Genomic DNA, 20,976 nt, shown 5'->3' with positions numbered 1-20,976 from the left:
TCCTTATCTTCTAACCAAGAAACGGTGCAGACCTTTGGCGGCACGAATGGCGACAGTGCGGTCGGTGGTAAACTTGCCACCGGGCAACATCCAACCTTCCTTAAACGCGACGATATGGCCAACGCCGATTTTGATATCGCTGTGTAGCGGTTTGTCATCAGTTAACATGCTGCTTTCCTTCTCTCGTCATCACACTCAGCCGAGCTAAGCTGCGGCTTCGCCGTTAAACACCACCAGATTGATGATGGGTTTCTTGGTTTTGGGGTTCACCTTGTCCGACAGCTTGTGATAGCGAATATGCACATCGCGGTGGGCTTCTTGGGTCATGGCTAACACGATATATTGCTGGCACAGCGCGGGTGTCGATAACGAATGCGACAGGCGTTGTGGCTTCATGGTGTCAAACAAGTGCTGCGCCATATCATCCAACTTAGCTTGGTACTCGGCAGGGCTCAGTTGACGGCGGTTAGGGTGCGCTCCTACAGAGGTGCTGCACTTTTTGGCCGCTTGTTTTTTCGCTAAGGTCATGGACACGCCGTAAACAAAAAACATAAATGCCTCCAACAAGGTGAAACTGTCGCCGTAATCGTTACAGGGATATGGACCATCACCCCTTGCTTACTTTGCCTTAGCTGCCTAGCTCGTGAATGTTCGCGGCGGCTTAGCGGCTCTACTGCTTAGCGGCCGACGGGCGCGGCTGGCGTCATAATGTGCAGCGGATGCACATTCGTGACGGCTTGCGAGTCGTTACGCCACACCATCACCTTGCCGTACAAACCTTGTAGGGGCTCAGTGAAGCGCAGGCTGAAATTGAGCCCGAGTTCACCCGTGTGGCGAATAAACTGGCGGTAAAACGCAGGGCTGGGGTGGTGATAGGCAAAATGCTTGACCAACTCGGCGCAACGGGCTTGCACTCGTGGGCAATTCATTGGGTCGGAGTGGCCCTTGGCCAGCGCCATCAAGCAGGCAAAACGTATTGCAACCAGTAGACGAAACTCATCGCGTTGCTTAGGTGTGGTGTGAACTTTCGCTAGAATCATTTCCTTGTCCTCGGTAGTGCCCATTGGGAGTAAATCTCGAAAGATTTATCAGTCGTTCATTAGCCAGATTGTAAAGACCTGGCATGTCGCCGATGAAACGAATATACCGATATGGTATCTTTTGGTCAATACCAAAATGGAATTAATTTTTCGTGTTGGTATATTATTACTTAAGGAATTAGTGCTGATATTTAGATGAGCTGTAATGAATGGGTAGTAAGATGGATAGATTTTGATGTTTTCAACAAGGCGAACAGCGTTTATCAAGCAGAATATTGGAGGGAATGATCGCGGATAATGATCAATGCACCACTATTAAGTTGTCGGACTCGCTAGCCAAAAGTTTGACCGTGAGCATAAACGCTTTTTAGATACAGGTGCAGGTGGTGTTATTCAAATGCTCTCACCGTTGGCGAAGGGACTTAACGGTTGTAGGCGGCGGAGAACGCCCTAAGTTATGCTTTTGGCAGCGCTATTACTATTATCAGTGCAGGGATTTATATCTGAAGATATCTCAACAACAAAGCGGCCAATACAAACGGGCGAAGGCGAAGGCAATGGTAATGGACTACAAGAGTCATAGCCTATTGCTGTTAGGCGAAGTATAAAAAACCCGCTTTCGCGGGTTTTGGCTGCTATTTAAGATAAAAGTGGACTAGGTTAACTGGTAAGGCTTTTCTACAGTAAACAGCATGTGTCTAACTTGTACTGTCTCATTGTTGAGCTGTCGCTGCTAGTTCCATCCACTTTTTCTTTATTATTCAAAATCCTAACTAATTAGAAAATCTTAATTTTAGCATCCACAACAACACCAATAATCTTACAATTTCCATTAATTGCCAGCGTAGGGTATGCGTTGTTTAGCGGTTTAAGAAATTTTTGTCCTGCATCCATCACCAGTTTTTTAAAGGTGGCCTCGTTAACGTCAGTTAATTTTGCAACTACAAAGGAGCCACTTTGGTGATCGCGTTCAGTATCAATAAGGATTAAAGTTCCCTCAGGGAAACTAATACCAGATGTCGCTGTCATTGAGTCGCCAGAAACTCTCAGCCAAAAACACTTCTCACCGGTTCGTTCTGTGGTTTCATACCATTCATCTGAAGCAAGCGCAGGAACTGATTCAATCGCTTCTGCCCAAGCTCCTGCTTGTACATAGCTGATTACTGGAAATGCGCGTTGATATGACATATTTCTTTCGACAACTCTGGTGTTTTCAATAGCAGAATCAGGGTACTCGACTAATCCGTCTGATGTTAAAACCATATGACTAAGATCTACATGCTTCATTATAGATGCAATGGTTTCCAAATCTGGTTCTCGTTTTTTATTTAGATATCTAGCAATAGTTGGCTGAGCCATATTCATGCGCTCTGCCAGCACATCTTGCGTAATACCAATCTCTTTCATTCTGGACTTAACCAGATCATACCAATTCATTTTCATATCCAAATTATGCCATATCGGCATGTTATAAAAACAACCGATACGGTATATTTTCGTTGCACCAAAAATACCGTAATGGTATATATTGCTCCGGAGGTTCATATGAACAAACTAAAACATTACAGAAATGCCATTAACGCAACTCAAAAAGACGTCGGTGACATTGTAGGCGTCAGCCAGAGTTCTATTGACCGATATGAAAGCGGAATCCGTAAATTGAATACATCAAAAGCTTGGGAAATGGTTAATGCTCTCAATCGATTAGGCTCCTCATGCTCGTTTACTGATGTTTTTCCTGATCCGTTGGAATGTGTTCCATATGCTGTAAATCAATCAAACGATAAACAGGATAACTCAGTTTTAGACAATCCTAAGTCGGCGAGTGTGGCTTAGGTTCACTTTAGGTTGAAGGAGGTAAGTACACATGAAAACCCATTCACATAAAAAAGATAGTCGTTTGAATTTGTTGATGAAAACGATTCATCGGGTGTTGGAGTTACCCAAGATGACGCGCTTTGCGCTGGCGATTGATTTTGTTGCGGCAGTTGAGCGCCTTGGGCTGAGTGAGGTGTTAGCGGCAGAGGGCATTAGCTTTGCGAGCAGTCAAGACGTGCACAACGATGCGCGGATAAATGCGCAAAAGCTGTTCCGTTGGCTTGGCCAGTACGAGGGGCAGCATCCGCAAGCTGATCGCTTGTTTCATGTTGAGCAAGCATTGGTGGCGGCACTGCCCGAGCATTTGCGGGTGCAGTATCTCAACGATGTGTTTGGTTGCACTGGGGTGACGGTCATTGCGGATCGCATGAGTGACGGCCATGTGTTGCATGTGGCCGATATGGCGGCGTCGATCACCAAAGAGAACGCCGAGGCGCAAGTGGCGGTGATCCATTTGGGCTGTGAGCCCAAGCGCGAGCAGTTAGTGGCGGCGCACCGCGAGTTAAAAGAGTCGGCGGCGACCACGCAAGCGAGCATGGCGGCGTTAGAGCTGGCGTACCCGTATTTAGCGAGTCACGGTGGTAAGGCGGCGCAATTCGCGGCCGAGAAGTGATAGCGATGCCGCAATCGAACCTAAACATCAATGTTATCGCCAGTGCTAAACCTGAGCTGCATCAGCAGTTGATCCGCTTGGGCGACATGATCGGCGACGGTTTGCATTTAGAACCCGATGGCAAATGGATTACGAAAGAGTATGTAAAAGTGGCGCGGGCGTTAGGGTATCGGCCTAAACGGGCTAATCACAGTACACAGATTAATGCGGTGATGCTTAAGCGGGTGGCTGATGTGCCGTGTGGCCAGTGCGGTTTGGCTTTAAAGCAAACCAAGTCGGGCTCAAAACGCGCCGTGTGTGCCAATGGGCATAAATGGCAGTTGTTGAAATGAAAGAAGGAGTGAATGGCATGTTCACAAATCAGTTAAGTGATAACTGGGCGCGTAAAAAACGCCGTTATCAAATTGCCCGCCACAGTTTGGCGACGAATGCGGGCTTGATACCTAAGTGGCAGTGAGGAGGATAAACGATGTTTGATCCTGAATGTTTAATTTGTTGTTTGGAGGGCGGCGCCGCGTGTTCGGTGCATGGGCAAGTTAGCCGTGCTGATGGGCCCGTCGTAACCGCGCTTACCGAGATGGAAACCGCGCAAGTGACATTACTCATGATGCAAGCAAGGCAGTTAATGCTTAAGGCGATGGCGCTTAAATCTAAGTCGAACATGCCTAATAGCACTGAGCCTAATGCCAAAGATCTTAGCGCGGCGACCTCTGAACGGGCAGCGTTAAGTGGCGTGAACATGGGCAAAGACATTGCCTGTTTTCATGGGCATACCACGGCGGAGTTGTTTAAGCGAACGCAGGTGGGCCGAATGGTTGAGGTGTTAAGGCGCTGCGATGAATTGCAGCATAGTCGCCCCGAGCGTTGGGCGGTTATCGCGACCGACATCGTGGATAAGGCGTTGCTGGGCAGTAGCAAGCAGTTGTTGCTACCGACGGTGAGTATCGATTGGATTATGAATTATCTGCTGATGGAAGAACAACGCGCGGAACGTTCTATTGCGCTATTGGCGGAGGATGTAGGCGCGGCTGATGCGAGTGCGGCTGATATGAGTGCAATCGCGAAAAGCCGCAACGTGCACATTAAACGGCGTGATTTTTTTAGCCAGTTGCGCAGTAACTTGGCGCACGAGGTTTACTTGCTTGGCAGTGAAGGCGAGCGAGCGGAGGGCAACGGGGCGCATTGCAGTTGACCCGTTGCTGTAGACATAAGAAAGCCCGCTGAAGTTTTGGCGACGGATGCGGGCTTAATACCTAAGTGAGGCAATATCATGTTACTGAAGCATGGGGGTTGCGTCAATTCGAGTTTGTGGGTTGCTCCGTTTGGGGGTGACTTATGAGTATGGAATTGATGGTAAAAGCGATGAAGGCCAAGGTGGGTAATCCACTGCGCAAGCTGGTGTTGATCAAGCTTGCCGATAACGCCAATGACCAAGGCGAATGCTGGCCGAGTTACGAGTATATTTCGCAGGCTTGTGAGATAAGCGAGCGGTCGGCGATTAACCACATTAACGCGCTGGTTGACGTCGGACTGGTGCGCAAAATTACCCGCAAGAGTGAGCATAAACGCAATACATCCAACCTGTATATTTTGGACTTTTCATCGTGTGTTCTGAGTGATAAACCTGCTCAACCCCTACCTTTTACTGAGGGTGCAGCAAATTCACCCCTAGAAAATACTGAGGGTGCAGCATATTCACCCCTAGAAAATACTGGGGGTGCAGCAGATTCACCCTTAGCCAATTTTGAGGGTGCAGCAAATGCACCCATGGGTGCAGGAGATTCACCCTCTGAGGGTGCAGGAGCTGCACCCAGAATCTGTCACTCTTTTGAACCTATCAATGAATCTTTAAAAGACTCTTGTCCAGCAACGAGTGCTAAGTCGGTTTTCAATGCGTTTTTCAAAGCCTATCCCGCCCATCGCAAAGGCGGCTCGGATTCGGCTGCGTGGAAAGCGTGGAAGGCCGAAAAGCTAACCGACGCCGATTGCGTGTTGGCGGTGACGTGGTTGAAGGACGCTGCGGCGCTGGATGCAAGTTGGGGCTTTAGCGCGAACGGCCAGTTTGTGCTCGGTATTACCAAGTTTATCCGCGAACGCCACTGGTTAACACCGTTGCCAAGACCGATGGCAACCGCCGTTGGGCAAGTGGATTGGAGCTACGCGGTGTATGACCCAGAGGACCCCTTGATATGACTGCCAACCAAAATGCGAGCATGAAATCACTGCAGACCTTGATGCGCCAGCCGCTGGTTGGGCAGGGGCGTGTTAGTCAACCTGAGCCCACGGCAATGGACATGGCAATTGTGGACAGCGTGTTTAGTAAGTTGCGGGTGTTGTTTCCGGTGAGTGCGCCGCGGCCTGAGGACGAAGCGACCCACAAAGCCGAGTGGCTAAAAACCTTGGCCGCGCAGGGCATTGTCAGCCGCGAGCAAGTGCAAGCGGGGCTGAATCGCGCTAGACGCGAGCAGGGCGATAGGCAATTTTGGCCGACACCGCGCCAGTTTGCGCTTTGGTGCCAACCGACAGCCTGTGATTTGGGGCTGCCCAAGTTAGAGGCGGCGTTTAAGGAGGCAACGCGCCATTACCATCACCCTGATAAGCATACGTGGAGCCATGATGTGGTGCGCTTAGCAGTGCGTGAAACAGGCAGTTGGATGTTTGCAACAGGGCTTGAAAAGGACGTGTTAATGACCTTTGAGCGCAATTACACAGTGTTATGCAGGCGCTTTAGCCGTGGCGAGTTGACCGATATTGAATTGCCAAAGGCACTACCTGAAACAGTGACGCGGCCCACTGAGGCGGCCAAGGCCAAATCAATTATTGCCAATTTACGAACCAACCTTGGGCTTAAGGGGGCAAACGATGGCGAATAAACCTCTGACACAGCGCGAACGTTTGATGCGCATCATCACAGGCAAACGGTTTTGGACCCTGTTTGAAATCCAGCAAGAGAGCTTTAACCGCTTTGGGGTTCACGACAGCGAGACGGCCTTAAGTGCGCGGTTTCGGGATATGCCGATTAACCAGCGGGTAAAACGCATACGCTCGGGTACCCATCACACCTTTGAATATCGGTTGGAGGGTTAGATGGCGCAGGTGATGACAGCAACAGGCGTGGAGCAAGGCAAGTTAAACGATGCAGTATTGCGCCGTTGGTTGCGGGCAGGGATAACGCGGGACTTTCGGGACACGCAGTTTCCGGCAGTGCGCTTACGGGCCTCGACCGATAGACGCCAAGCCTCGGTGTATTTAGTGATGAACGAAGCAGGCAAAACCGTGTGGCAAAAGCAGGGTGTGTGGCCAGTGATGTGCTTGAAGACCTTTCTAGCAGAGTTACCCAGTTTGCTCGCCAAACGCAGCATGGGCCAAGCGGTAATCAGCAACGAGTTTGCCACTGTTTCGCAATTACTTGCGTGGTTTGTCACCCATGTGGAATGCAACCGCACCTTAAGCAACAGCTGGCGCAGTAACTGTAAGTCGTTAGTGAGTAAACATCTCAGTGGCTGCTTTGGTGAGTTACCACTCAATGAGCTGAACTTTATCGCAGTGGACAGTTATTTAATCAAACCCATGTTGGCGCAGGGATACTCGGCCAATTACATCAAAGCGGCGGTGAAAGTGTTAAAGCGGGCGTTATCGGTTGCGGCCGATTTACGGGTGTTAGACAGCAATAGCTTGGCGGGGTATCGGGTGCAAATGAGTTTGAAGATGCCGCCTTTGGTGGGCACGCAATTAAGCGAGTCGGACGTGGGCCCGTTATTCAGCGCATTGCGAAATGCTGCAAGACCGGTGGCCATGTTGTTTGTGCTGATGCTGATGTTCGGTACCCGCATAGGTGAAACCCGTTTAGCACGTTGGGACCACTTTGCCGGCGATTACTGGTTTATTCCGGCCGAGAATGCCAAGAACCGCCAAGAGCATCGACTGCCCATGACGCCCACAGCCAAGAAGCTAATAACCCATTACGCCCAGTGGCAATACACCCATGTGGGCAAGCGGGCGTTTTTGTTCCCAGGCGAAGTGGGGCCGGTGAGCATTCGCACCGCGCAGTATTGGAGTGAGACGATTCGGTTTAAGGCGTTTACATCGCATGCACTGCGCAAACTGTGCCGCACCATTATTGCCGACATGGGCGTAGATACCATGGTGGGTGAGCGGATTTTGAATCACACCTTGCCATTATTGCTGCGCACTTACGTCAACAGCACCCTAGATAAGGGCATGTTGATGGCGTTGGATGCCTACCATGCGCACTTAATCACGCTGGGGTTTGATGATGTGGCGCCCGAGATTATGCGCCAATCGACCACTGAGACGAGTGAGCCGGACGAGCCAATGTTAGTGGGGTGGTTATGACGATAACAATGACAATCACAAAAACAATCACAAATAAAACGAGTGGGTTATGGACTTCACGCAGGAGGATTTATGGCTAATCGCGCCGCGGATGTATTGAAAGTAGGGCGCCGTTTACGGGGCATGACCCAAGACGAAGTGGCTGAGATTTACGGCATTAGCCGCAACACTTACCAACGTTGGGAAAATGGCCGTACTACTGCGCCCTATGACGATGTGACATCGATATGCCTTGATGTGTTTAAGCTTTCGATTGAGAAGATAAATGAGGTGGCCAATGGGCTTTAGCGATGAACCCGAGCAGAGGATGAACATTAAGGCGTTGCGGTTAGGGTTATATCGCTGGGGCCGTTATTGGGTGCACCAAGAATTGGGCAAGGGGTTTTCAAACCGCAGCGCCTGCGACCGTTTAGGCGAAGCACTGGGCGGCGGCAACTTAAAGCACGAACTCAACGTGCCTGCCCACGTCGCCCATTTTGACCACCTCGTTGAGCAGTTATCCATTAACTGCAAACGTGCCATTCGCGCCCATTACCTGTGCAAAGAGCAGTGGGCCTTAATGGGATTTGACAGCAAAAAGTCTTACATCTTCTGGCTAAGAAAAGCCGAAATGGCACTGCTAGATAGGATGAATTAAAAGGAACGCCCTCTTGCGAGGGCTGGCGGGTTAGACGGTTGTCCACCAAGACTGCTAACCCGTTGATCGGATTTTATCAAAGGTTCAGACAGATACCTATGCAAAATAATTTGTTATTAAAATACAAACATATTTGCATCACTACCTATCGAAATTGATGGACTGCCTTTGGTTATAGAGTTAGTAATCTAGCTCATTAATGCCACAAAGTGAGTCAAGTTATGATAATTCAAATATACCAAGATGATTTTTCCGCATTAGATTTTCTAAATCATTACCTCCACCTTTAGGGATGCCCACAATAGCCTTAAGACGTTTTAGCGGGCTTTGTAATAAAATCATGCGTTCAACTATAAACTTAAATCGTACATGGTAGCTTATTTGTTGGCACTCTAAGCTTCTGTTTTAAATGTTTATTTTGTTTGTCTCTAAAAGATTTTACGCTTTTTTTACACGTATTAATCGCATTCAACTGTTACTGTGAGGGTATGTATAACAAAAAGACGTGTTTTGATGGGCAGAGCAAAAAAAATTAAGTCTTTTATTAGATTGTCCTTTATTCTAGGGCTCGCGCTTGCGATTTGTTTTCCCTTAGACCACTTGATGGCATCATCTACAGCGATTCTTCTTGTACTTCAACTTGCTGTTATCATGATTTCGTTTCAGTGTGGTACTCAATACGCGTACATGGCGGCATTTTTAGTTGCGGTTAGTTTTAATTTTTTATTTACTCACCCTCGATATTCTCTCCATGTAATACATGCTGCTGATATTATAAATCTGACTGTTTTCATTCTTGTTGCATTAATTGCAAGTAAACTTGCCGACCATTATAAAAACCAGCAAAGGTCATTGGAGCAAGTTCAACTCCGTAACCGCATACTACTATCGGTTTCACATGATTTTAGAACACCTTTGGCGACTATTATTGGTACGTTAACAACACTAAAGGCATACAGAGAAAAACTCTCAGAGGTTCAAGTCAGGGAGTTGCTTGATAGCGCCATAATGGAAAGTCATCGTCTTCACCAGTATATAGAAAATTTACTGCAAGCAACGAAAATACAGTATGGAATATTACAGTTTAAGAAGGTTGAATTGTCGATTGCACAAGTCATCTATCGAGTCATGGAACGTTTTCCTGATAGTCGGCACCGAATTTTATTCGAAAATAATAATTCCATACCTTTGCTGATGATGAGTCAGAATCTAATCGAACAGGCAGTATTTAATATTATAGATAATGCATTGCGATATTCTCCAAGCGATAAAAATGTAAGTGTGACTGTTTATTGCATAAATAACAGAGTGTTTATTGATATTTATGATGAGAGTGAAGCACTTACAATCGAACAATCTAAGTACATTTTTGAGTTATTTTATTCCACTCAGGCTTTGAATCAAAATGATAGTGGAATGGGCTTGGGGTTTGCTGTGGCAAAGGGAATTATCAAAGCTCATCGAGGCACGATAGAAGCCATTCCTGATGGTACAGGTTGCCAATATAGGATCACGTTACCGCTAGAACAAGAAGGACATTGGAATGATTGATGCGAATCGAATGAATCAAACTAGCTCTCGGTTTAATACAATAATTCATTTGTGTAGCTTTTTGATAGTGATATACAGCTTTACTATGTTGATGCCAATAGCTGTTTCTCTTTTTTATAAGGATGGCTATATCACTCCATTTTTAACGACGTTTTTACTTTCCCTTACGATTGGTTTTTCCGGCTGGAGGATGACAAGTAAGGAAGATAAAAATCTGCAAAAGCGTGATGGTTTCATGGTTGCTTGTTTGTTTTGGCTGATATTCTCCTTAATGAGTGCATTACCTTTTCTTCTTGATAGGCGGTTGGATTTAAGCTTAACCGATGCCATGTTTGAAGGGGTATCAGGAATAACTACCACTGGCGCTTCTATTTTTTCAGATATTGATGGTCTGCCAAAGTCCATTTTATTCTATCGTGCGCAGCTCAATTTTCTCGGTGGTTTAGGAATTATTGTATTGGCAGTAGCTATTATGCCATTCCTTGGTATCGGTGGCGCAAAATTGTATCAATCTGAGATGCCTGGCCCCATGAAAGAAGAGAAGATGACTCCTCGTCTTGCTGATACTGCTAGAAATTTGTGGGGGCTTTATAGCGTGCTAGCTTTAGGCTGCGCTGTTGCTTATAAACTTGCTGGGATGAATTGGTTTGATGCAATATGCCATAGTTTATCAACAGTTTCATTAGGTGGATTTTCTACTCATAGTGACAGTTTGGGATATTATAACAGTGCTGGTATAGAGCTCGTTGGCGGTGTTTTTTCAATACTTGCTGCAATAAACTTTGCTCTATATTACATCGTCTTAGTGCGGAGAAGTATAAAACCTATTTGGAATAATGCAGAGGTTAGGTTTTTTATTCTCATATTATCTATTGTTGTTGCAATTGCTTGTATGGAGCTGGCTCGTACCCAAACCTTCGATATCCAAGATTCACTGGTTCATGGTTTTTTTCAAACTGTTTCAGTTATGACTGATAATGGATTAGGTTCTGCGGGTTATCCGAATTGGCCTAGCCATATCGTACTTTTACTTTTAGGTGCGAGCTTTTTTGGTGGATGCTTTGGCTCTACCTGTGGGGGCATTAAAGCCGTCAGATTTTTACTCTTGTATCGTCAAGGGAGCCGCGAAATCCATCAATTGATCCATCCCAATGCCATTTTAACGACGAAGATAAGTGGCCAAGTCGTTTCTGATAGAGTAATTCGTTCAGTATGGGGCTTATTTTTCCTCTATATCTTTTTTACTTGCGTTTTTGTATGGGGATTAGTCGCAATTGGGCATGATTTTGTCACCGCTTTTGGAACTGTAGCCGCGTGTATTAATAATATGGGGATTGGTTACGGTGATACTGCATCTGGATTTGGCACTTTAAAAGATGCGGCCAAATGGCTGATGTGTGTGGCTATGCTTTTTGGACGATTAGAAATATTTCCAGTATTGATTATTTTCTCTCGGGCATTTTGGCGATTTTAAACCTAATTTTAGTTCACGGCTATTATGCCGAATTGATTGGAAGGATCATTAAATGAAGTGGCTATTAACATTTATATTACTCATTATGCTGGAAGGATGTCAGAACCCTCCAAATTACGTCAAATTAGAAGGCCTTGCACAGGGTACTAGTTGGCATGTTACATTTTGGAGCAAAGAGAATATTAATAATGCTGAGATTAATCGTGAGATTGATCAGCAATTAGCAGAAATAGATCTTCATATGTCTACTTATCGTCCTGATTCAGTTATCTCTCGTTTTAACACTATGAACTCTACTATGGCAGTAGGGGATGATATTTTAGGACTTATCCAGATAGCTAAAGACGTGACTAAGAAAACTGATGGTTGCTATGATTTAACCATCAAACCATTATTCGATTTGTGGGGATTCACCAATAACCAACTAACCATACCGACAGAAAGTGCGCTTCAACAGACATTAACCTATGTGGGCCTACACCATTTAACCATTGCTAATCAAACGTTGAGTAAAGATTCACCTGAAGTACACCTTGATTTGTCATCGATTGGACAGGGGTACAGTGTTGGCAAAGTTGCAGATGTGCTAAAGCGATACAATATCGATAATTACTTAGTGGAGATTGGCGGCGAAATGGTCGTGCACGGTACTAAACTTGATGGCTCTGCTTGGAAAATTGCGATTGAAAAACCGCTTCCTGAACAACGTACAATGCAAAAAGTTTTACTTATTGATTTCCCTCAAGCGATCATGACTTCTGGCACATATCGTCATTATTTTGATCATCAAGGGCAGCGTTATTCACATATTATTGATGCTCGAACTGGCAAGCCCGTAACACACAACACGGTATCTGTAACTGTGTTAGCAAGCGATCCTTCTTGGGCTGATGCTTGGTCAACTGCCCTGTTATGTTTAGGAAGCCAAGAAGGGATAGCTGTCGCAAATGGTAATGGAATAAAAGCATTATTTATTGATGATAATAAAGGCGTGCTTAAAGAAATTAAGACGGATAGCTATAAAAAAATGAAAAATATAGAGCTCAACTAACCTAAGATATAATGAAGTTTTCATAATGTGCGAGCGCTCATTATGCTGAATGCTAAGTGTATTAAATAAGTGAACGTCGTCCAATGCCAGTTAGTATCTCTAGCTGGCTTTTTATTTAACTTTTACAGTTAATCCTATGGTTGTAGTCGCATTATTTTCGCAGTATATGACGATTTTATTGGCCTCCTCAAATTTAGCGTAACACTATGTAAATTATGGTTAAAGTTACAAGTTTATTTTCATCTAATGAATCTGTTACTTAGTCATCCGCAAGATTCACCTGTTTTGCATGTTGCTAATCACGTTGGCTCTCTGAGTATTTATGATTTTTACGTATTCTTTACGGGATTAGTCATTTGAGCTCTAGAGACTTTACGCCGTTAATTCATATATTTGTGCTGTTACTCACTTTCTTAAGGACAAATTATATGGACTGGATATTTCTAATACTTTCCATAGCACTTTTCATTTACTTAGCAGTGGCAATGTTTGCCCCTAATAAGTTTTAGGAGTCGTTATGTTTGAAATTACCCTTATTTTTACTACTGCGCTTGGGCTCGCATGGTTGTTGGGATCATATATGACAGGGATTTTCTCTGGTCAGTCCCATTTTTCAGATCGTTTATTTAATCCCATTGAAAAGTGGGTTTATCGGGCAATCGGTGTAAATGCCAATTCGGGGATGACATGGAAATCCTACGGTGCGGCTTTTCTTATCAGTAACTTAGTGCTTGGAATTTTGGCGTTCCTTATCCTTAAATTCCAACATCTGTTGCCACTAAACCCTGATGGTATAGGGCCATTATCTTGGGATCTGGCTTTGCACACTGCGGTGTCATTCCTCACCAATACCAATCAACAGCACTATTCCGGGCAGGCTCAGCTCAGTTATCTATCCCAAGGATTTTTAATTGTCACGCTGCAATTTGTCACTCCAGCCATGGCGCTGGCGGTTTGTGTGGCGATTTTGCGGGGAATGTTAGGCGGGTTGAATAATGACAGCGCCAAAGAAGGCGAGGCTCGAAATCTGGGTAACTATTATGTTGACCTAGTGCGCGGTGTACTCAGACTTATGCTGCCATTAGCGGCTATTGTTGCGCTATTGCTCACTTGGCAAGGCGTACCGAGTAGTTTTGATGGTGCGCAAAAAGTGAACACCTTAGATTCAGCATCGCCTATCACTGAGCAAATTGTTCCGATCGGCCCCGTCGCCTCTATGGTGGCCATCAAGCAGTTAGGCACTAATGGCGGCGGGTGGTATGGCCCCAACAGTAGTAACCCGCTTGAAAACCCAACGCCAGTAAGTAATGCAATCGAGACCATTGCCTTGGTGCTGATCCCTATGGCCGTCGTCTTTATGGCTGGCGGAATGCTAAGACGCAAAAAATTTACCCTGATGGCTCTGGTTGCTATGGGCCTATTGAGTGTTAGTTTCCTGGGTGCGACAGTGTACAGCGAGTTGCAACCTAACGCCGCCTTTGCGGGATTAAGCGCCCAAGGGCCGAATATGGAGGGTAAAGAAGTTCGCTTTGGACCTGAGCTTTCGGCGCTATGGGCTTCTTTTACCACGCAAACCTCTAACGGTTCGGTCAATGCCATGCACGATTCCTTCAATCCAATAGGGGGATTGATGACGCGATCAGGCATGTTACTCAATGCGATATGGGGCGGTATTGGCTGCGGTTTTGTTAACTTTATCGTTTATGTGTGGATTGCTGTGTTCTTATCGGGATTGATGATTGGCCGTACGCCAGAGATATTTGGTCGTAAGCTCGAAACCCGTGAAATCACCCTTTTGGGAAGTCTATTAGTTTTACCTACCTTGTGCGTCTTAGGTTTGACGGCGATCACTGTGGCTATTCCGAGTATTACGGGCAACAGCAACCCCGGCTTTCACGGGATTTCGCAAGTCTTTTACGAATACACCTCCGCTTTTGCTAATAACGGTTCGGGTTTTGAAGGTTTAGGTGATAACACGCCTTGGTGGAATATCAGCTGCGTTATCGCCTTACTGCTTGGTCGATACCTGCCACTGTTTTTACCGCTGGCGATTGCGGGGATGATGTCGAGTAAAAGGGTTAGCCCCGACAGTAACGCGAGCCTGAAGCTTGAAAGTCCCACCTTCTGTTTCACCCTCATTGCCGTGATTTTGATCATTAACTTCCTATCTTTCTTACCTGCGGCAGTATTAGGGCCTATTGGCGAAGCATTACAACTTGCCACTATGAGTCTGGAGAAATAGTCATGCATAAACCTGCTCAAATATTAGATAGCGCCGGCGTGAAGCAAGCTGCCTTTGGTGCTGTAAAAAAAATGTCCTTAGTGAGCATGGCTGGTAACCCAGTGATGTTTGTGGTCCTCGTTGGTGCTTTGCTCGCTGGACTGATCACCGTGCAAAGGTTCCTTAACGGAGATACCGTCGGATTTGAGTTAGCCACGACCCTTATCCTTTTGCTTACTGTGTGGTTTTCTAACTTTGCTGAATCTGTGGCAGAGGCAAAAGGTCGCGGGCAAGCGGCCAGTTTAAAGTCTGCAAAAGAGGCATTACAAGCTAGGCGAATACGCCATGGTGAGTTGGAGTTAATATCCGCCACTCAGCTTGCTAAAGGCGATAAGGTGAAGGTTTTACAGGGTGACTATATTCCTGCCGATGGTGAAATCATCGAAGGGATAGCCACTATCAACGAATCGGCGATTACCGGTGAATCTGCGGCTGTGCTGCGCGAAGCTGGCACAGACCATTCCGGTGTGATTGGCGGCACTAAGGTACTTACGGGTGAAATTACCGTACTGGTTGCTAATGATCCCGGTAATAGCTTTTTAGACCGAATGATAGGGCTCGTCGAAGGGGCTAAACGTCAAAAGACACCGAACGAAACGGCATTAACCGTACTACTTGCGTCATTGACTGCGGTTTTCCTACTCGTGGTGGTTACTTTGCCGCCGCTAGCAAGTTTTGTCGGTGCAAGCCTTGATTACACTATGTTAATTGCACTATTAGTGTGTTTGATCCCAACCACGATTGGTGGCTTGTTACCTGCCATTGGTATTGCAGGCATGAACCGCGCCTTAGCCGCCAATGTGGTCGCTAAATCGGGTAAAGCCGTGGAAGTTGCGGGGGATATCGATACGTTACTGCTAGATAAAACGGGCACTATCACTTTTGGTGATCGCCAAGCAACTGCGTTTTTACCCGTGAAAGGCATTGCACCTGAGATGCTGCGTGATGCGGCAGTGCTTTCCTCGCTAGATGACCCCACCCCTGAAGGGAAATCTGTACTCAAATTGGCTGTTGATTTGGGAGCGGTATTACCTGTTAAGCCTACGGATGCGACTTTTATTCCTTTTACGCCAGAGACTCGGGTTTCTGGGGTGATTTTAAAGGATGGTATTCAAGGCATAAAAGGCGCGGGCGATGCGATGCAGTTTTGGGCGCAGCAGCATCAAATGCAATGGCCTGAATCTGTTAATGCGCTTATCCGTAAAGTGGCTTTGCAGGGGGGAACTCCCTTAGTCGTCGCCAGTGGCACGCACATTTTAGGGGTTATAGCCTTAAGTGACGTGATTAAGCCTGGCGTTGCGGAGCGGTTTGCCCGTTTAAGGGCGCTCGGTGTAAGGACCATCATGGTGACAGGGGATAATCCGCTAACGGCTGGCGTGATTGCCGCCGAAGCTGGGGTCGATGATTTTGTCGCTGAAGCTAAACCTGAGGATAAACTTGCCCTTATTCGCGCAGAGCAGGCCAAAGGTCGATTAGTGGCTATGGTGGGGGATGGCACTAACGATGCGCCAGCATTAGCGCAGGCCGATGTGGGTCTTGCGATGAACTCAGGTACCCAAGCCGCTAAAGAAGCTGGCAATATGGTGGATTTGGATTCAGATCCCACTAAATTACTGGCTATCGTTGAAGTCGGTAAACAATTGCTGATCACCCGCGGCGCCTTGACTACATTTTCCCTTTCCAATGATGTGGCTAAGTATTTTGCCATTATTCCTGCGGTATTTGCGGGGGCTTTGCCTGCGATTGGCGCACTGGATCTGATGCAGCTTCACAGCCCAACCTCAGCCGTACTCGCAGCGCTCGTATTCAACGCTCTTATCATTCCCGCCTTAATTCCATTGGCATTAAAAGGCATCAAGCTCAGACCTATAAGTGCAGAAAAATTACTGCGAAATAACATGCTGATTTATGGCTTGGGTGGGGTGATTTTACCCTTTGTCGGCATTAAAGCGCTCGACTCAATCATTGCACTTATGCTCTAGGAGACAGTAATGAATTCAATCGTATATCCCACTAAAACCCAACATGTTGTTATGGGATTGAGAGCCAGTCTCGCCCTATTATTTGTGTGCGGTGTTGTTTACACCGGCACTGTGACTCAGCTCGGTGGCGCTTTATTTCCCGTACAAGCTAAGGGCAGTGTGATCCACAGGGATAATGTCGCGATGGGTTCTGAGTTCATCGCTCAGCCCTTTGTTAATCCAGCCTATTTTTATAGTCGGCCGAGCGCTGTCGGTTACGATCCAATGGGGACAGGTGGTAGTAACCTTGCGCCGAGTAACCCGGCGTTACGTGAACGTGTGATGGCAACGAGCCAAGAAATTCAAGCCAGAGAATCCGTTCAGGCCGCAGATATTCCTGTGGATTTACTCGCCACATCGGGGGCGGGACTGGATCCTCATATTTCACCCGCTGCAGCCAAACTGCAAGTCGCACGCGTGGCTAAGGCTCGACAGTTAGCCGAACCACAAGTGTTGACCTTAGTGGCGCAATTTATTGAACCACCGCAGTGGGGCATTTTTGGGCAAGAGCGCGTCAATGTGCTCAAGCTCAACCTCGCTCTTGACCAGATTGCTAAACACGCTCAATAAAACAATATTCTACTGAATTTAAGGATAAATTTTTATGTTACCGATTAAGTCTGCTCCTTGTTCGCGCCTCTGTGCGGGTGTGATGATGGCATTATCTTCACTATCTATGGGCGCGCTTGCCAGCACTGAGACTCATGGGGGCAATGCCTCTTGGCAGAGTCAAGGAAGTGTGATGCTCATCAGTGATTATGCGTTTCGCGGTATTTCTCAAACTGATGAAGGACCTGCAGTTCAAGCAGGGTATACCTTAAGTCATGATTCTGGCTGGTATGGCTCGCTTTGGGGCAGTAACATCGAATTTGGGGATGGAAGTTTAGAACTCGACTTGTCCGCTGGTTGGGCTAAGGATTGGGATAATGGCTTAACAACGGACCTAGGCGTGATACGTTACCAATACTCGCAGGACGATACCGACCTGAGTTATAACGAAATTTATGCTGTGGTAAGCTACGCCGATGCTAAGTTAGGGCTGGTTTATTCTCCTGATTATTTTGGCGAGAATGTGGACGATTTTCAGTATGTTTACGCCAGTTATGAGCCGCAACTGTTCTCTAACGTAAGCCTAGTACTGCATCTTGGGAGCAATTTTTTTGCTTCTCAGCAAGATATGGCATTGTTTTTAGGTTCTATGGCCGCAAGCAATAGCCACTATTTAGATTGGCGAGTTGGGCTGAACCTCAATATGACTGAGCAGGATGTGTTGAGTGTCGGTTATGTCGATACGGATTTATCGCAGAGTCAGTGCCAGTCCCTGTGTGATGCGCGCTGGATAGTGAGTCTTTCAAGGAGTTTCTAATCGTGGTACCAATCAGTCAAACACAGCAAGCCAATGCGCTCTTAAGTCAGATACAGCAAAATGATAAAGGTAAACTGACGGTTTTTCTTGGGGCGGCACCTGGCGTAGGCAAGACTTATGCAATGCTCAGTGCTGCAAGGGAAATAGCTCAACAAGGTGTAGATTTGCTGGTTGGACTGGTTGAAACCCATGGTCGTGCCGATACCGAGGCTATGTTAGCGGGTTTTGAGGTATTGGCGCGTAAACCCATTGATTATCATAATAATCGTTTAACGGAATTTGATTTAGATGCGGCGCTGCTTCGCAAGCCGAAGCTCATCTTGGTCGATGAATTGGCCCATACGAATATCCCCGGTAGCCGCCATAAACGGCGCTACCAAGATGTCGCTGAATTATTAGCTGCAGGAATAGATGTCTATACCACAGTTAATATTCAGCATTTGGTCAGTTTGAATGATCTGGTGTTGCAGATTACTCAAGTGCGGGTACGGGAGACCGTACCTGATCGCTTCCTTGATGAAGCCCATGAAATTATATTTGTCGATTTACCGCCATCAACACTCATCGAACGCTTGCAGCAAGGCAAAGTTTATCTGCCGGAGTATGCTCGCTCAGCCTTGGATGCTTTTTTTTCGGTATCGAATTTGACGGCTCTGCGCGAACTGGCAATGAAAAAAGTCATAGAGCGAGTCGATGCAAAACTGATTTGTGAGCTCGATGCAAAAGCGCAGGGAACCGATTTTGTTCTTAAAGACAGATTGTTGGTTTTAGTGAGCAATAACAGTGATCATCAATACTTGATCCGCATTGGTCGGCAGATTGCTGAGCGGCGGCAAATTCCATGGTTAGTGCTGTGGGTTGATACCGGCAAAGCGCTGGGGCTTTATCAGAGAAAAAGGCTAAATGAGGCCTTTGCCTTAGCTAAAGAACTTGGTGCGCAGACCGAAGTATTACGCGGCACAAGCAGTTATCAGGCCATTTTACCTTACGTTGCACTACATCGAATTAACACTGTATTGGTCGGCGCAGGCGTGAAGCGCACTTATCCTTGGTGGCGTAAGCGACTCTATCAACGTTTGATCGAATCTGGTTTGCCTGTTGAAGTAAGTGTATATCACGCCCCCGACAACCAAGTACAAGTACGAGATCCCATTACGCCTAAAGCCAGTTTCGGTGATTTACGTGGGCATCTCCTAGGGCTCATAGGTGTTGTCGCTATTTTTCCGATTGTGGCATTTTTAGATGCCTGGCTCAGCAATGGCAATCTCGTGCTCTTGTATGTTTTCTTGATAGTTGGTATTGGCTTAACCTATGGAGCTAGGCCCGCTATGGCAACTGCGGTGTGGTCATTTTTTAGTTTTAATTTCTTTCTTACAGACCCCAAATTTACATTTAATGTTAATAGCCAAGATGACATCGCCACCTTAATTTTTTTAGTTTGTATAGGGCTCATCAGTGGTCCTGCAGCCTCCAGAATTAGACATCAGTTTATTTTATTACGTGAATCAAATCGTTATGCAGAAACGTTAAAGGATGTTGCCCAAGAATTATCAGTTGCTGATGATGAAAAAGCCCTTTGGCAAGCGATAGGGCGCAAGATTGCGGCTTCAGTTAATGCCGATTGTTATATTGTCCTACAACATAAAGATGGTCAGCGGTCCTATTTACCCATACTTAATACGCCATTCAATGATCTCGATTTAGCCGCCATTGATTGGACGTTACGGCATGGGCAGGCAGCGGGGCGTTTGAGTGATACCTTGAGTGCTTCGGGTGTGAGTGTGTTCCCTATTGAACTTGAAGGGACGACGATTGGCGCGGCGATTTTAGATTGGCAACCCACAGTCAACGAACTCAGTCCGTTTGATCGAGAGCTTATTCTGGCCATGTTACAGCAAGGCGCAAATACTTGGCGGCGTATTCAGTTGGTGTCAGATTTAGAATCTGCACGGGTAAAAACTGAGATAGAGCAATTACGTTCAGCATTATTATCGTCAGTATCCCACGATCTAAAATCGCCACTCTCAGCCATGATGGGGGCAGCGGAGAGCCTCAAGTTACTGAATAAGCAATTGCTAGAATCTGACCGCAACGAGTTACTCGATACTATCTTGCAGGAAAGTCGGCGTTTAGACAGTTATATTCAAAATTTACTCGATATGACTCGCCTTGGTCATGGCACTTTGAGTATTGAGCGTGATTGGGTTTCGGCAGATGACATTATTGGCAGTGTACTCGGTAGACTCAAACGCTATTTTCCTCGGGCTATCGTTGAATACCACAGGGAAAAAGAACCACCACTCCTATTTGTCCATGCGGCGCTAATTGAACAAGGATTATTTAACATTCTTGAAAATGCTGTTCGATTTTCACCACCAGAAGAGCCTATTAGTATTGAATTATCCATCTCAAATCATCGCTGTTGTATTGCAATAGAAGACAGAGGGCCGGGGATCCCTGCAAGTCATAGGGATCAAATTTTCGATATGTTTTATGTGGTTGCCGATGGAGATCAGAAGAAACAGAACACGGGTATGGGGCTGGCTATTTGTAAAGGCATGATAGCTGCACACGGCGGGAGTGTTCGCGTTACCGATTGCCTACAGGGGCAAGGCACTCGTTTTGAAGTTGAATTGCCGTTAGACTATCCCGTTCCTGGCTAATCATTTTTAGCCAAAATATGTTTAATAAACCACAGAATGGACTAG

At 46.3% G+C, this 20,976-nt stretch carries 23 protein-coding genes; 19 read left to right on the top strand and 4 right to left on the bottom strand.

Annotated elements, in window-relative coordinates:
* Nucleotides 1–3 precede the first annotated feature (3 nt).
* The 4 genes from AC5YB3_RS06025 to AC5YB3_RS06010 form a co-directional block, all read right to left on the bottom strand.
* On the bottom strand, nucleotides 4–168 hold the full coding sequence (locus AC5YB3_RS06025; RefSeq protein ID WP_006083880.1) for a hypothetical protein: 165 nt from the start codon (nucleotides 166–168) through the stop codon (nucleotides 4–6).
* Between the two features lie 36 nt (nucleotides 169–204).
* Entirely contained in the window at nucleotides 205–552 is a 348-nt protein-coding gene (locus AC5YB3_RS06020; RefSeq protein WP_338727889.1) for a hypothetical protein, read from the bottom strand.
* Between the two features lie 125 nt (nucleotides 553–677).
* Nucleotides 678–1,040: a hypothetical protein gene (locus tag AC5YB3_RS06015; protein ID WP_494526751.1), complete on the bottom strand. Its 363-nt coding sequence runs from the start codon at nucleotides 1,038–1,040 to the stop codon at nucleotides 678–680.
* Nucleotides 1,041–1,817: 777 nt separating this feature from the next.
* Nucleotides 1,818–2,477 (bottom strand): LexA family protein, encoded by a 660-nt coding sequence (locus AC5YB3_RS06010; RefSeq protein WP_310803699.1) that lies wholly within the window; start codon nucleotides 2,475–2,477, stop codon nucleotides 1,818–1,820.
* Between the two features lie 108 nt (nucleotides 2,478–2,585).
* Here AC5YB3_RS06010 and AC5YB3_RS06005 point away from each other — a divergent pair, with 108 nt between their 5' ends.
* From AC5YB3_RS06005 to AC5YB3_RS05915, 19 genes are all read left to right on the top strand, one after another.
* Nucleotides 2,586–2,876 (top strand): helix-turn-helix domain-containing protein, encoded by a 291-nt coding sequence (locus AC5YB3_RS06005; protein ID WP_310803700.1) that lies wholly within the window; start codon nucleotides 2,586–2,588, stop codon nucleotides 2,874–2,876.
* 31 nt (nucleotides 2,877–2,907) lie between these two features.
* On the top strand, nucleotides 2,908–3,531 hold the full coding sequence (locus AC5YB3_RS06000) for a toxin YdaT family protein (RefSeq protein ID WP_494526750.1): 624 nt from the start codon (nucleotides 2,908–2,910) through the stop codon (nucleotides 3,529–3,531).
* A 5-nt stretch (nucleotides 3,532–3,536) separates the two neighbouring features.
* Nucleotides 3,537–3,863, top strand: coding sequence for a hypothetical protein (locus tag AC5YB3_RS05995; protein WP_310803702.1), 327 nt, complete (start codon nucleotides 3,537–3,539; stop codon nucleotides 3,861–3,863).
* 137 nt (nucleotides 3,864–4,000) lie between these two features.
* Nucleotides 4,001–4,723 (top strand): hypothetical protein, encoded by a 723-nt coding sequence (locus AC5YB3_RS05990; protein ID WP_494526749.1) that lies wholly within the window; start codon nucleotides 4,001–4,003, stop codon nucleotides 4,721–4,723.
* Between the two features lie 143 nt (nucleotides 4,724–4,866).
* Nucleotides 4,867–5,724: a helix-turn-helix domain-containing protein gene (locus AC5YB3_RS05985; protein ID WP_494526748.1), complete on the top strand. Its 858-nt coding sequence runs from the start codon at nucleotides 4,867–4,869 to the stop codon at nucleotides 5,722–5,724.
* Nucleotides 5,721–6,404: a replication protein P gene (locus AC5YB3_RS05980; RefSeq protein WP_494526747.1), complete on the top strand. Its 684-nt coding sequence runs from the start codon at nucleotides 5,721–5,723 to the stop codon at nucleotides 6,402–6,404. Before AC5YB3_RS05985 ends, AC5YB3_RS05980 begins: the two co-directional genes overlap by 4 nt.
* A complete protein-coding gene (locus tag AC5YB3_RS05975; RefSeq protein ID WP_048908676.1) occupies nucleotides 6,394–6,618 on the top strand; it encodes a hypothetical protein in 225 nt (74 codons plus the stop codon). Before AC5YB3_RS05980 ends, AC5YB3_RS05975 begins: the two co-directional genes overlap by 11 nt.
* A complete protein-coding gene (locus AC5YB3_RS05970; RefSeq protein WP_494526746.1) occupies nucleotides 6,619–7,887 on the top strand; it encodes a tyrosine-type recombinase/integrase in 1,269 nt (422 codons plus the stop codon).
* Nucleotides 7,888–7,959: 72 nt separating this feature from the next.
* Nucleotides 7,960–8,175 (top strand): helix-turn-helix transcriptional regulator, encoded by a 216-nt coding sequence (locus AC5YB3_RS05965; protein WP_006082023.1) that lies wholly within the window; start codon nucleotides 7,960–7,962, stop codon nucleotides 8,173–8,175.
* Nucleotides 8,165–8,524, top strand: coding sequence for a hypothetical protein (locus tag AC5YB3_RS05960; RefSeq protein ID WP_006083861.1), 360 nt, complete (start codon nucleotides 8,165–8,167; stop codon nucleotides 8,522–8,524). Before AC5YB3_RS05965 ends, AC5YB3_RS05960 begins: the two co-directional genes overlap by 11 nt.
* 513 nt (nucleotides 8,525–9,037) lie before the next feature.
* The gene (locus AC5YB3_RS05955) at nucleotides 9,038–10,075 is read left to right on the top strand and encodes a sensor histidine kinase (protein ID WP_494526745.1); all 1,038 of its coding nucleotides are present in this window, start codon (nucleotides 9,038–9,040) and stop codon (nucleotides 10,073–10,075) included.
* On the top strand, nucleotides 10,068–11,549 hold the full coding sequence (locus tag AC5YB3_RS05950; RefSeq protein WP_248280261.1) for a TrkH family potassium uptake protein: 1,482 nt from the start codon (nucleotides 10,068–10,070) through the stop codon (nucleotides 11,547–11,549). The genes AC5YB3_RS05955 and AC5YB3_RS05950 overlap by 8 nt, the downstream gene beginning before the upstream one ends.
* Before the next feature lie 52 nt (nucleotides 11,550–11,601).
* A complete protein-coding gene (locus AC5YB3_RS05945) occupies nucleotides 11,602–12,600 on the top strand; it encodes an FAD:protein FMN transferase (RefSeq protein ID WP_169459009.1) in 999 nt (332 codons plus the stop codon).
* 428 nt (nucleotides 12,601–13,028) lie between these two features.
* Complete coding sequence (locus tag AC5YB3_RS05940; protein WP_105252297.1) at nucleotides 13,029–13,109, top strand: potassium-transporting ATPase subunit F; 81 nt, start codon at nucleotides 13,029–13,031, stop codon at nucleotides 13,107–13,109.
* A gap of 8 nt (nucleotides 13,110–13,117) precedes the next feature.
* On the top strand, nucleotides 13,118–14,842 hold the full coding sequence (kdpA, locus tag AC5YB3_RS05935) for a potassium-transporting ATPase subunit KdpA (protein ID WP_169459008.1): 1,725 nt from the start codon (nucleotides 13,118–13,120) through the stop codon (nucleotides 14,840–14,842).
* 2 nt (nucleotides 14,843–14,844) lie between these two features.
* Entirely contained in the window at nucleotides 14,845–16,863 is a 2,019-nt protein-coding gene (gene kdpB / locus AC5YB3_RS05930; protein ID WP_169459007.1) for a potassium-transporting ATPase subunit KdpB, read from the top strand.
* Nucleotides 16,864–16,872: 9 nt separating this feature from the next.
* Nucleotides 16,873–17,472: a potassium-transporting ATPase subunit KdpC gene (kdpC, locus tag AC5YB3_RS05925; RefSeq protein WP_413472580.1), complete on the top strand. Its 600-nt coding sequence runs from the start codon at nucleotides 16,873–16,875 to the stop codon at nucleotides 17,470–17,472.
* A 34-nt stretch (nucleotides 17,473–17,506) separates the two neighbouring features.
* Entirely contained in the window at nucleotides 17,507–18,268 is a 762-nt protein-coding gene (locus AC5YB3_RS05920) for a TorF family putative porin (RefSeq protein WP_263166409.1), read from the top strand.
* Nucleotides 18,269–18,270: 2 nt separating this feature from the next.
* Nucleotides 18,271–20,931, top strand: a complete 2,661-nt coding sequence (locus AC5YB3_RS05915) for an ATP-binding protein (RefSeq protein WP_494526744.1) — start codon at nucleotides 18,271–18,273, stop codon at nucleotides 20,929–20,931.
* The last annotated feature ends 45 nt before the right edge of the window (nucleotides 20,932–20,976 follow it).

The sequence above is a fragment of the Shewanella sp. 1311 genome (genome assembly GCF_059338235.1).
The sequence above is the reverse complement of the archived record's forward strand: the minus strand, read 5'-3'. Positions and strand labels throughout refer to the sequence as shown.